Raw genomic sequence first — 12,192 nt, 5'->3', positions numbered from 1 at the left:
TCCCCCGCGGGTCCCCCGCGGTGTTGTGGTCCCCCCCCCCCTCCCGGGCCCCCCCCCCGCGACAGGTACTGCTTAGGAGTCGCCGCCGGTCTCGCCGGCCGGGGCCGCGGTCACGTCGTCGATGGCGTACTTGCGGAACGCCTCGGCGGGCGCCGTGGCGGGCACCTCACCGGCGCGGGCCAGCTGCGACAGCACCGCCACCACGATCGACTCCGCGTCCACGTTGAAGTGGCGGCGCAGCGCCGAGCGGGTGTCGGACATGCCGAAGCCGTCCGTGCCGAGCGAGGTGTAGTCGCCGGGCACCCAGCGCGAGATCAGGTCCGGGACGGCCCGCATCCAGTCGGAGACGGCCACCTTCGGGCCCGGGGCGCCTTCCAGCACCCGGGTCACGTACGGCACCTTCGCGGGCTGGTCCGGGTGCAGCAGGTTGAACCGCTCCGCCTCGACCGCGTCGCGGCGCAGCTCGGTCCAGCTGGTCGCCGACCAGACGTCGGCCGACACGCCCCAGTCCTCGGCGAGCAGCTGCTGGGCCTTGATCGCCCACTGCATGCCCACGCCGGAGGCCATGATCTGCGCCTTCGGGCCCTGCGCCGGGCCGGACGAGTACCGGTACAGGCCCTTGAGCAGGCCCTGCACGTCGATGCCCTCCGGCTGGGCCGGGTGCACGTACGGCTCGTTGTACACCGTGAGGTAGTAGAAGACGTCCTCCGGCGACTCGCCGTACATGCGGCGCAGGCCGTCCTCGACGATGTGCGAGATCTCGAAGCCGAACGCCGGGTCGTACGCGACCGCGGCCGGGTTCGTCGCCGCGATCAGGTGCGAGTGGCCGTCCTCGTGCTGCAGGCCCTCACCGTTCAGGGTGGTGCGACCGGCGGTGGCGCCCAGCAGGAAGCCGCGCGTCATCTGGTCGGCCGCGGCCCACAGGCCGTCGGCGGTGCGCTGCCAGCCGAACATCGAGTAGAAGATGTAGACCGGGATCATCGGCTCGCCGTGGGTGCTGTACGAGCTGCCCACCGCGGTGAACGAGGCGATCGAGCCCGCCTCGTTGATGCCCTCGTGCAGGATCTGCCCGGCCGTCGACTCCTTGTACGACAGGAACAGCTCGCGGTCCACTGCGGTGTACTGCTGGCCGTGCGGCGAGTAGATCTTCGCCGTCGGGAACAGCGAGTCCATGCCGAAGGTGCGCGCCTCGTCCGGGATGATCGGCACCCAGCGGTGGCCGATCTGCTTGTCCTTCATCAGGTCCTTGAACAGGCGGACGAACGCCATCGTGGTGGCGATCTTCTGCTTGCCGGAGCCCTTCTTCAGGTCCGCGTACACCTTGTGCTCGGGCAGCTGCAGCGCCGTGTACTTGGTGTTGCGCGACGGCAGCGAACCGCCCAGCGCCGCCCGGCGCTCCAGCAGGTACGCCATCTCGTCGCTCTTGGCGTCCGGCTTGTAGTACGGCGGCTCGTACGGGTTGGCCTCCAGGACCGAGTCCGGGATGTCCAGGTAGAGGCGGTCGCGGAACGTCTTCAGGTCGTCCAGCGTCAGCTTCTTCATCTGGTGCGTGGCGTTGCGGCCCTCGAAGTGCGAGCCCAGCGTCCAGCCCTTGATCGTCTTGGCGAGGATCACGGTCGGCTGGCCGGTGTGCTCGGTCGCCGCCTTGTACGCCGCGTAGAGCTTGCGGTAGTCGTGCCCGCCGCGCTTGAGACCCCAGATCTCGTCGTCGGACATGTGCTCGACCATCTTGCGCGTGCGCGGGTCGCGTCCGAAGAAGTGCTCGCGCACGTACGCCCCGGACTCCGCCTTGTAGGTCTGGTAGTCACCGTCGGGCGTGGTGTTCATCAGGTTGACCAGCGCACCGTCGGTGTCGGCGGCCAGCAGCGGGTCCCACTCACGGCCCCAGACGACCTTGATGACATTCCAGCCGGCGCCCCGGAAGAACGCCTCCAGCTCCTGCATGACCTTGCCGTTGCCGCGCACCGGGCCGTCGAGCCGCTGCAGGTTGCAGTTGATCACGAAGGTGAGGTTGTCCAGCTCCTCGCGCGCGGCCAGGCCGATCGCGCCCAGGGTCTCCGGCTCGTCCATCTCGCCGTCGCCGAGGAACGACCATACTCGCTGGTCGGAGGTGTCCTTGATGTTGCGGTGGTGCAGGTAGCGGTTGAACCGCGCCTGGTAGATCGCGTTCAGGCCGCCCAGGCCCATGGACACCGTCGGGAACTCCCAGAAGTCCGGCATCAGGCGCGGGTGCGGGTACGACGGCAGGCCGCCACCCGGGTGCGACAGCTCCTGGCGGAACCCGTCGAGCTGGTGCTCGGTCAGCCGCCCCTCGAGGTAGGCGCGCCCGTACATGCCGGGGGACGCGTGCCCCTGGTAGAAGATGTGGTCGCCGCCGCCGGGGTGGTTCTTGCCGCGGAAGAAGTGGTTGAAGCCGACCTCGTACAGCGACGCCGACGAGGCGAAGGTCGAGATGTGGCCGCCGACGCCGATGCCGGGGCGCTGAGCCCGGTGCACGGTCATCGCGGCGTTCCAGCGGATGTACGCGCGCAGCCGGCGTTCGACGTTCTCGTCGCCCGGGAACCAGGGCTCGCGCTCACTGGGAATGGTGTTGATGTAGTCAGTGGTGGTCAGTGGCGGAACGCCGACCTGGCGTTCACGGGCACGCTCCAACAGCCGCAACATGACGTAGCGGGCGCGTTTGGCGCCGCGTTCGTCGATCACTCCGTCGAGCGACTCAACCCACTCCGCCGTCTCCTCGGGGTCGATATCCGGGAGCTGGCTCGGCAGGCCGTCGCTGATCACCGGGCGCTTGCGTTCGGTGGCCACAGGCGTTCCCTCGTAGTTGTAGTGATGGTCGGTCTTGCCAACAGAAGTTGTCTGTTCGCCCCATCCTGCCCCTTCGGCGGGGCATTCGTCACGCGTACCGCTGCTCGGTGCGATCCCCGACACGCCTACTGAACAGTAACTTTTGGGTCGGATGGGCGACGGCGGCACGGATACAGCGGATCTGATCGATTAGCGTGCCGCGCATGCGAAGACTCCTCGGCCTGCTCCTGTTCCTCTGGGGCGGCCTGCTCGTGGTCAACACGACCTTCCCGCTGGTAGCCGAGGTGGGCGGTGACCCCGTCACCGCGCTGTCCATCGTCGGCCGCGGCTGCTCGGCGCCGTTCGGCGCGCCACCCTTCGCGGGCATCCACCGCCACTGCGAAGCCACCTGGAGCCACGACAACCAGCGTCGGCAGGGCCGCCTGGTCGGTACCGACGTCGAGCAGCGGCTGTCCGCGAAGACCGGCGCCGGCGCGTACGTCATCCCCGGCATCGAGGACTACGCCTTCCTGCCCCCGAGCGGCGCGGCCAAGGTCGCGGGCATCGCCGCCCCGATCATCGCGCTGGTCGGGCTGAGCCTGCTGTTCGCCCGCCGCCGTCGCCACAGGCGGGGTGGCGGCCACCACGACCACGACCACCACCATGACGACGACTCCGGCGACGACTCGGACGGCGGCGACTCAGACGGAGGAGACGGCGGCGGCGACGGTGGCGGCGATGGCGGTGGCGGCGACTGACCCGCCCCCCTTTCCGCGCGAGTTGCCAGGCAATCGGGCGACCGGTCCCGCCTCGTGGGCCGAGATCGTTGGAGTTGCCTGGCAATCGTGCGTATCGGGGCGGTCCGAGTGCCCGATTGCCCGGCAACTCAGGTGGTCATGGGGTGGGTCGGCGGCTCCGGCGGATGCGGGAAGGGGGTGCGTACGGTGGTCGGCATGGACAGCATCGTGATCACCGTGCGCACCGGATCCCGCCCGAGCGTGGTGGATCTGACCGCCCAGGCGGAAACTTTCACCGCCGACCGGGGTGACGGACTTCTGCATGTCTTCGTGCCGCACGCGACCGCCGGGGTGGCGATCATCGAGACCGGTGCGGGCAGTGACGACGACCTGCTCACGGCGCTGGAGCACGTACTGCCCGCCGACGACCGCTGGCGGCACCGGCACGGGTCCGCCGGGCATGGGCGCGACCACGTGCTGCCCGCCTTCGTGGCGCCGTACGCCACCCTGCCGGTGCTCGGCGGCCGCATCATGCTGGGCACCTGGCAGTCGATCTGCCTGGTGGACACCAACGGCGACAACCCGACCCGGCAGGTCCGTTTCTCGTTTGTCGCGGGCTGACCCTGGCCCGGGTGGCGCCCGGCCGGGCGGCCGATTGACACTCCGGAAACGCTACGGCAATAATTCATCCGCACGAATGGGAGCGCTCCCATCTTGCTCGGCGTGAAAACGCAGGTGAGACCGCCTTCCGTGCCTCTTTCGATGCACCACCCGATCGCTTCATCGAAAGGAACTTCAGTGCGCAAACCCGTTCTGATCGCCATCGCGGCGGTGGCCGGGCTCGTCGCCACGAGCCTCACCGCGGCCGGCGCGTCAGCCGACCCGCCCGAGCAGATCGTCAACGGCACCTTCGACTCCGGGCACGCCCCGTGGTGGGGGACCAGCAACATCGTGCTCGACTCCAGCGGCGGCCAGCTGTGCGCCGACATCCCCGGGAACACCGTCAACCCGTGGGACGTCATCATCGGGCAGGACAACATCCCGCTGGTCGCGGGTGAGACCTACCAGTACAGCTTCAAGGCGAGCGCCACGCCGGACAAGGTCGGCAAGGCGCTCATCCAGCTGCCGGTGGATCCGTGGACCCAGTTCCTGGCCGCGAATCCGCTGATGACGGGCACTGCCACCGGCTACTCGTACACCTTCACCGCGCCCGTCTCCCTACCGAACGCGCAGGTGGCGTTTCAGATCGGTGGCAGTGCCTCCCCCTGGCGGCTCTGCCTGGACGACATCTCCCTCAAGGGCGGCGCCGCGCCCGAGGTATACCAGCCGGACACCGGCCCGCGGGTGCGGGTCAACCAGGTCGGCTACCTGACCAAGGGCCCGAAGGGCGCCACCCTGGTCACCGACGCCACCGCCGCCCTGCCGTGGCAGCTGAAGAACAGCGGCGGCACGGTCGTGGCCAGTGGCAGCACCACCCCGCGCGGCGTGGACGCCAGCTCCGGGCAGAACGTGCAGTCGATCGACTTCAGCTCGTACGCGGTGGCCGGGACCGGATACACCCTGGTCGCCGACGGTGAGACCAGCCGCCCGTTCGACCTCGGCGGCGACCTCTACGCCGGGCTGCGCGACGACGCGCTGAAGTTCTTCTACCCGCAGCGCTCCGGCATCGCCATCTCGAACGAGCTGCGCCCCGGCTACGGCCGCCCGGCCGGTCACGTCGGCGTGGCCCCGAACACCGGTGACGTCTCGGTACCTTGCCAGCCGGGCGTCTGCGACTACCGCCTGGACGTCTCCGGCGGCTGGTACGACGCGGGCGACCACGGCAAGTACGTCGTGAACGGTGGCATCTCGGTGTTCCAGCTGCTCAACGAGTTCGAGCGGGGCAAGTACGCCGCCAGCGGCCAGGCGCCGTTCACCGACGGGCAGCTCAACACGCCCGAGAGTGGCAACGGCGTGCCGGACATCCTGGACGAGGCTCGCTGGGAGATGGAGTTCCTGCTCAAGATGCAGGTGCCCGCGGGCAAGCCGCTGGCGGGCATGGCCCACCACAAGATCCACGACAGCGAGTGGACCGGCCTGCCGCTGCTGCCCGACCGCGACGACAAGCTGCGCGAGCTGCACCCGCCGTCGACGGCGGCGACGCTGAACCTGGCCGCCACGGCCGCGCAGGCCGCGCGCGTGTACGCCTCGTACGACCCCGCCTTCGCCGCGCGCAGCCTGGCCGCGGCCCGCACCGCCTACGCGGCGGCGTTGGCCCATCCGGCGATCTACGCGAGCACCGCCGACGGCACCGGCGGCGGCACGTACGACGACGTCAACGTCACCGACGAGTTCTACTGGGCGGCGGCGGAGCTGTACCTGACCACGGGCGAGAACCAGTTCCGCGACGCGGTCACCGCCTCGCCGCTGCACACGTCCGACATCTGGAGCGGCGGCGGCTTCGGCTGGCAGGGCGTGGCGGCGTTGGGCCGCATCGACCTGGCCACCCTGCCCAGCGCCCTGCCGAACCGGGCCGCCGTGCGCGCCTCGGTTGTGGCCGGTGCCGACAGGTACCTCACCGACGGGACCGCTCACCCGTACGGCGTGCCGTACGCCCCGGCGAACAACTCCTACGACTGGGGCTCCAACAGCGGGATCATCAACAACATGATCGTGCTGGCGGCCGCCTACGACATCACCGGCCAGCGCCAGTACGCCGAGGCCGTCGCCCGCGGCATGGACTACGTGCTGGGCCGCAACGCCCTGAACATGTCCTATGTCACCGGCTACGGCGAGGTGAACTCGCACAACCAGCACAGCCGGTGGTACTCCCACTCGCTCAACCCCGACCTGCCCAACCCGCCCAAGGGCACCCTGTCGGGCGGTCCGAACTCGTCCATCCAGGACCCGGTCGCGCAGCAGAAACTGACCGGCTGCACGGGCCAGTTCTGCTACATCGACTCGATCGACTCGTGGTCGACCAACGAGCTGACGATCAACTGGAACGCCCCGCTGGCCTGGATCGCCTCGTTCCTGGCCGGTCAGGGTGACGGTGCCGCCCCGGCCGCGGCCAAGTGCAAGGTGACCTACACCAAGCACGCGCAGTGGGCCGACGGCTTCAACACCCAGATCACCCTCAAGAACACCGGCACCACCTCGATCAACGGGTGGACGCTGCGCTGGTCGTTCCTGGGCGGCCAGTCGATCGACAGCAGCTGGAGCGCCGGGTTCGCCCAGTCCGGTGCGCAGGTCAGCGCGAGCAACCTGGCGTACAACAAGGTCATCGCCCCCGGCCAGTCGGTGACCTTCGGGTTCATCGGCGACCCGGCCACCGGCGCCAACCCGGACCCGGCCCTGTTCACCCTGAACGGCGCCGCCTGCTCCTGAACCATCGCTCCTCCCCTGGAAAACCGGGGCGGGGGGGGGGCGCCCCCCCCCCCCCCCCCCCCCCCCCCGCCCCTTTCCCCGCCGATCATGAACTTGTGGCACGGCTCGACGGCGTGTCGAGAGCACGGCTTCCTGATCGACTCGTCCGCCCGGCGAGCACGCCCGCGACCCTGTTGCGCCGCGAGCGCTGGTTACGTTTCGGTAGCCTCAGCTTATGAGCCTCGAATCCCTCGACGCACCGATCGTGGCCGTCACGGTCTTCCCCGACCGCGCCCGGGTCACCCGCCGTGGCACCGTGACCCTGCCCGCCGGTGAGCACCGGGTCCCCTGTGGACCGTTGCCGCTGGGCCTGCTGCGCGACTCCGTGCGGGTCTCCGGGCACGGCCCGGCCGCGGTTGCCGGGGTCAACGTGATCACCCGACGCGAAGCCGTCAGCGACGACGCCTCCGTGGCGGCGCTGGAGGCGCAGCTGCGCGAGATCGAGGCCCGGGTCGGGGAGTTGCTCGACGCCGACACCGTGGCCGTGTCCCGCGAGCGGTTCCTGGCCCGGCTGGCGATGCGCGGCGCGGGCAACCTGGCCGCGGGCGAGGTCGCCGCGGCGGCCCGGTTCGCCGACGGCCTGGACGAGCAGCTGACCGCGCTGCACCGCGACCGCCGCCTGCGCGAGCAGGAGCGCACGGAACTGCACAAGCGGCGCGAGGCCGTCGAGCGGCGGCTGATGGACCTGCGCGGCAGCGCCCGCCCCGACCGCCTGCTGGCCGAGATCCTGCTGGAGGTCGACGAGGGCGGCGGCGAGGTCGAGCTGGAGCTGACCTACCTGGTCCCGGGCGCGAGCTGGACCAGTGGGTACGACCTGCGCCTGGCCGACGACCGGCTCGCCCTGACCTGGCACGGCATGATCACCCAGCGCACCGGCGAGGACTGGCCCGAGTGCCAGCTGCGCCTGTCCACGGCCCGCCCGGCGGGCGCGCTGACCGTGCCCGAGCTCGACCCATGGTTCGTCGACGTGTTCCACCCGGCCCCGCCGCAGCTGTTCGGCATGCCGGTGGGCGGGGCGCCGATGGCCGCCGCGGCGATGCCCGCCCCGGCCCCGGGTGCGGCCCCGATGCAGGCCGTCATGCCGAAGGCGCGGGCCGCGGTGCGGGAGACCAGCGCGGCGGTGGAGGAGGGGCCGGTCGCGGCGACGTACACCCCGCTCAAGCCGGTGGCCGTGCCCGCCGACGGCACCGCGCACCGCACCCTGATCGCGAACTTCGATCTGGAGGCCAAGCTCGACCACATCACCGCCCCGGTACGCGCCCAGGAGGCGACCCTGCGGGCCACGGTGCGCAACACCTCCGGGCACACACTGCCGCCCGGCCAGGCCGCACTGTTCCACGAGGGCGACTTCGTCGGCTCGACCCGGCTGGAGCCGTGGGCGCCGCTGGAGGAGCGCGAGCTGGCGCTGGGCGTCGACGACCGGGTTCGGGTGGAGCGGGAGCTGGTGCGCCGGGCCGCGAGCAAGGCCACGCTCGGTTCGACCCGGCGCACCGACGCCGAATACAAGATCACTATCACCAACCACAGCCCGCGCCCGGTCGCGATGACCGTGCTCGACCAGCTGCCGGTCTCCCGCGACGCGCAGATCGCGGTACGTGAGCTGCACGCCAAGCCCGAGCCCGCCGAGCGCTCCGACCTGGGCGTGCTCACCTGGAAGCTGGCCCTGCAGCCCGGCACCACCGCCGAGATCCAGTTCGGCCTGCGGGTGGAGTCCGCCAAGGGCGTCGAGATCGCTGGCTGGCGCGACTGAACTGACTTGTCCGAGCCGTCGGCTCTGCGACCTTAATCGGTGCCATCCTTCGCCTTCGCTACGGATGGCACCGAGCGGTCTGCAACCGCCGACGGCTCGGTGGATGGCACCGAGCGGTCCGCGACCGGCGGCGGCTCAGTGGCAGTCGGCGCTGCCGGTGTCGGTGAACGTGGAGCCGGGCTGGGCGACGAACTTCCAGTCGTAGCCGTCCTCGTGCAGGCTCAGCTTCAGTACGCCGAAGTCCTTGGCGTCGCGGGCCTGCGAATTGGCGGCCGCGTGGTGGCCGAAGCCGTTGAGGCCGCCGCCGCCCGTACCCACGATGAACTCGGCGATGCCGTCGGCGTCGGCCTTGCCGTCGGGGTTCTGCGGCGCGAACCGCTCGTAGTTGTGGTTGTGGCCGTTGAGGACCACGTCGACGCCGTGCTTGTAGAGCACGTCCCAGAACGGCTTGACCCGCGGCTCCGAGTGGTGCTTGCTGCCCGAGGTGAAGTACGGGTGGTGGAACATCGCGACCTGGCACTTGGCGTCGCTGTCGGACAGCTCGTCGGCCAGCCACTCCAGCTGCTCGGAGTCGGCGTCGCAGTCGACGAGGTCGCAGGTGGAGTTGAGCACCAGCACCTGCCAGCCGTTCAGCTCGTACGAGTACCAGCCCTTGCCCTTCGGCCCGGCCGCCTTGCCGAAGTAGTCGTAGTACGGGTCGCCCTCGTCGGTACGGGAGTCGTGGTTGCCGATCGTGGGCCGGGTGCGGTCGCGGTGCCGCCCCCAGTACGGCTCGTAGCACTTCTGGAACTGGGCCGCGGTGCCCGCGACGTACGCGTTGTCGCCGAGGGTGAACACGGTGCCCGGAATCCTGTCGAGCAGCTTGGCCGTGATCTCGTCGCCGTCGCTGGCGCAGCTGCCGATGTCGCCGGCGCCGACGAGCACCGCCGGTACGTCGGCGTTCTTCGCGTGGTCTGGTCCCGCTGCCGCCGGTACGGCGGTGAGCGCCAGCAGTCCGGCGCCGAGCAGGGTGAACATCATCGGGGGACAAGGTTTCGCCATGGCCCGATTATCGTCAGGAACCCGACAATAAGGGTATTTCGCCAGGCCGCCACGCGTGTCCGATCCGCGATCCGACTGGTTGCCTGTCACCCTCCTGGGTCATGCTGTGCAGCGTGAGCACCTCTCATGATCTCGACGAACGGTTCCGTGGCGCGCTGACAGCCTGGTCCACCCAGCCCACCACGACCCCGGCCGCCGATCCCCATGCGACGGTGCGCGGCGACAGCGGGCTGACCGCCGCCCAGGCCCGTGAGCTGTTCGACGCCCAGGTCACCAGCCGCCACCTCGACCTCGCCGCGCGCCGCCTGCGCGCCGACGGGGCGGGCTTCTACACCATCGGCTCGGCCGGGCACGAGGGCAACGCGGCCGTCGCCGCCGCACTGCGCCCCACCGACCCGGCGCTGCTGCACTACCGCTCCGGCGCGTTCTACTGCGCCCGCGCCGGGCAGCTGCCCGAGGGCAAGGTCGACCCGATCCGCGACGTGCTGCGCGGCATCGTGGCCAGCGCCGCCGAGCCGATCGCGGGCGGGCGGCACAAGGTCTTCGGCAGCACCGAGCTGAACATCATCCCGACCACCTCGACCATCGCCTCGCACCTGCCGCGCGCGGTCGGGCTGGCCTTCGCGATCGAGCGGGCCAGGCAGGGCGGGGACGCGCTGCGGGCCGGGCGGCACGCCGCCCCCGAGCTCGACACACCGCTGCCGCCGTGGCCGCGCGACGCGATCGCGGTCTGCTCGTTCGGTGACGCCTCGGTCAACCACGCCTCCGCCACCGCCGCGTTCAACACGGCGGGCTGGTCGGACTTCACCGGGCTGCGGCTGCCGCTGCTGTTCGTGTGCGAGGACAACGGGCTGGGCATCAGCGTCCGCTCACCCGCCGGATGGGTCGGCGCCGCCCTCAAGGCCCGCCCCGGCCTGCGCTATCACCACGCCGACGGGTGCGACCTGGCGCAGACGTACGCGGTGGCCCGCTCCGCGGTCGCCTGGGTGCGCCGTCATCGCCGCCCGGCCGTGCTGCACCTGCGTACGGTCCGGCTGATGGGCCACGCGGGAGCCGACGCCGAGCTGGCCTACCGCGCCCCGGCCGAGATCGAGCACGACCTGGCACTGGACCCGCTGCTGCGCACCGCCCGGCTGCTCATCGACTCCGGCCAGGCCACCGCGCTGGAGCTGCTCAGCCGGTACGACGAGATCGGCTGGCGGGTCCAGCACGCCGCCGCCCAGGTGCGCGAGGAACCCAAGCTGGCCTCGGCCGCCGAGGTGGTCGCCCCGCTGGCGCCGCGCCGCCCGCTGCGGGTGGCCCGCAGTGTCACCCGGGCGGGGGAACGTGCCGCGGGCGCACTGCTGGCCGCTCGTGCCGACGCGTTCGGCGGCACCCCACCCGAGCGCGGCGGCGGGCAGACCCTGGCCCAGAGCATCAACGCCACCCTCACCGACCTGCTGGTGACGCACCCGCAGGCGCTGGTGTTCGGCGAGGACGTGGCCCGCAAGGGCGGCGTCTACGGGGTGACCAAGGGGCTGCGCGACCGGTTCGGCCCGGCCCGGGTGTTCGACACGCTGCTGGACGAGACGTCCATCCTCGGCCTCGGGCTGGGCGCCGGGCTGGGCGGAATGCTGCCGATCCCGGAGATCCAGTACCTGGCGTACCTGCACAATGCCGAGGACCAGCTGCGTGGCGAGGCCGCCAGCATGCGGTTCTTCTCACAGGGGGCGTATCGCAACCCGATGGTGGTCCGCATCGCCGGGCTGGCGTACCAGAAGGGCTTCGGCGGGCACTTCCACAACGACCACTCGGTGGCGGTGCTGCGCGACATCCCGGGCCTGGTCGTCGCCGCCCCCGCCCGGCCCGACGACGCCGCCGCGATGCTGCGCACCTGCGTCGCCGCGGCCGAGGTCGACGGGACCGTCAGCGTGTTCCTGGAGCCGATCGCGCTCTATCACACCCGTGACCTGCACCACGACGGCGACGGCGGCTGGGCCGCGCCGTACGTCCCGCCCGCGCGCTGGGGCGACACGCACGTGCCCGTCGGCCGCGCCCGCGGCTACAGCTTCGGGCCCACCGACGAGCTGACCATCATCACCTTCGGCAACGGCGTACGCATGTCGCTGCGGGTCGCCGCCCGGCTGGCCGAGGCGGGTCACGGCTGCCGCGTGGTGGACCTGCGCTGGCTGGCTCCGCTGCCGGTCGCCGACATCGTCCGCGAGGCCGCCGCCACCGGCCGGGTGCTGGTCGTCGACGAGACCCGCCGTACCGGAGGCGTCGCCGAGGGGGTGCTCGCGACCCTGGTCGACGCCGGGTACGTGGGCCTGGCGCGCCGTATCGCGGCCGTCGACACCTTCCTGCCGCTTGGCCCCGCCGCCGACCATGTCCTGGTCGGCGAGGACGCGATCGAGCGCGCCGCGCGGGCCCTCCTGGCGGCGTAGCGGGCCCTTTTTACGAACCCGCGCGGTGCGCCACTTGCGCTGGGGGCTA

7 protein-coding genes are annotated in these 12,192 nt (G+C 71.3%); 5 read left to right on the top strand and 2 right to left on the bottom strand.

Features of this window, described 5'->3' with window-relative positions; translation table 11 throughout:
• Positions 1 to 72: 72 nt before the first annotated feature.
• Positions 73 to 2,808: a pyruvate dehydrogenase (acetyl-transferring), homodimeric type gene (gene aceE / locus KUA19_RS32955; protein ID WP_217402411.1), complete on the bottom strand. Its 2,736-nt coding sequence runs from the start codon at positions 2,806 to 2,808 to the stop codon at positions 73 to 75.
• 203 nt (positions 2,809 to 3,011) lie between these two features.
• On the opposite strand from aceE, the gene KUA19_RS32950 reads away from it, so the two are divergent.
• The 4 genes from KUA19_RS32950 to KUA19_RS32935 all read left to right on the top strand — a co-directional run bounded on the left by KUA19_RS32950 (position 3,012) and on the right by KUA19_RS32935 (position 8,679).
• A complete protein-coding gene (locus KUA19_RS32950) occupies positions 3,012 to 3,545 on the top strand; it encodes a hypothetical protein (RefSeq protein ID WP_217402409.1) in 534 nt (177 codons plus the stop codon).
• A gap of 195 nt (positions 3,546 to 3,740) precedes the next feature.
• Entirely contained in the window at positions 3,741 to 4,145 is a 405-nt protein-coding gene (locus KUA19_RS32945; RefSeq protein ID WP_217402407.1) for a YjbQ family protein, read from the top strand.
• Positions 4,146 to 4,337: 192 nt separating this feature from the next.
• Positions 4,338 to 6,890 (top strand): glycoside hydrolase family 9 protein, encoded by a 2,553-nt coding sequence (locus KUA19_RS32940; protein WP_254550490.1) that lies wholly within the window; start codon positions 4,338 to 4,340, stop codon positions 6,888 to 6,890.
• A 214-nt stretch (positions 6,891 to 7,104) separates the two neighbouring features.
• Entirely contained in the window at positions 7,105 to 8,679 is a 1,575-nt protein-coding gene (locus KUA19_RS32935) for a DUF4139 domain-containing protein (RefSeq protein WP_217402403.1), read from the top strand.
• A gap of 135 nt (positions 8,680 to 8,814) precedes the next feature.
• On the opposite strand, the gene KUA19_RS32930 is transcribed toward KUA19_RS32935, so the two are convergent.
• Positions 8,815 to 9,720 carry a metallophosphoesterase family protein gene (locus tag KUA19_RS32930; protein WP_217402402.1) on the bottom strand — a complete coding sequence of 302 codons (906 nt, stop codon included), beginning with the start codon at positions 9,718 to 9,720 and terminating at the stop codon, positions 8,815 to 8,817.
• Between the two features lie 101 nt (positions 9,721 to 9,821).
• Between KUA19_RS32930 and KUA19_RS32925 the strand changes: the two genes are divergently transcribed.
• Positions 9,822 to 12,143 (top strand): thiamine pyrophosphate-dependent enzyme, encoded by a 2,322-nt coding sequence (locus KUA19_RS32925; protein WP_217402400.1) that lies wholly within the window; start codon positions 9,822 to 9,824, stop codon positions 12,141 to 12,143.
• Positions 12,144 to 12,192: the final 49 nt, after the last annotated feature.

The organism is Catellatospora tritici (assembly GCF_019083965.1).
Taxonomy (GTDB): Bacteria; Actinomycetota; Actinomycetes; order Mycobacteriales; family Micromonosporaceae; genus Catellatospora; species Catellatospora tritici.
The sequence above is the reverse complement of the archived record's forward strand: the minus strand, read 5'-3'. Positions and strand labels throughout refer to the sequence as shown.

Coding starts and splice junctions, on each gene's coding strand:
- KUA19_RS32950 (WP_217402409.1), top strand. CDS start 3,012: ATGCGAAGACTCCTCGGCCTGCTCCTGTTCCTCTGGGGCGGCCTGCTC.
- KUA19_RS32945 (WP_217402407.1), top strand. CDS start 3,741: ATGGACAGCATCGTGATCACCGTGCGCACCGGATCCCGCCCGAGCGTG.
- KUA19_RS32935 (WP_217402403.1), top strand. CDS start 7,105: ATGAGCCTCGAATCCCTCGACGCACCGATCGTGGCCGTCACGGTCTTC.
- KUA19_RS32930 (WP_217402402.1), bottom strand. CDS start 9,720: ATGGCGAAACCTTGTCCCCCGATGATGTTCACCCTGCTCGGCGCCGGA.
- KUA19_RS32925 (WP_217402400.1), top strand. CDS start 9,822: ATGCTGTGCAGCGTGAGCACCTCTCATGATCTCGACGAACGGTTCCGT.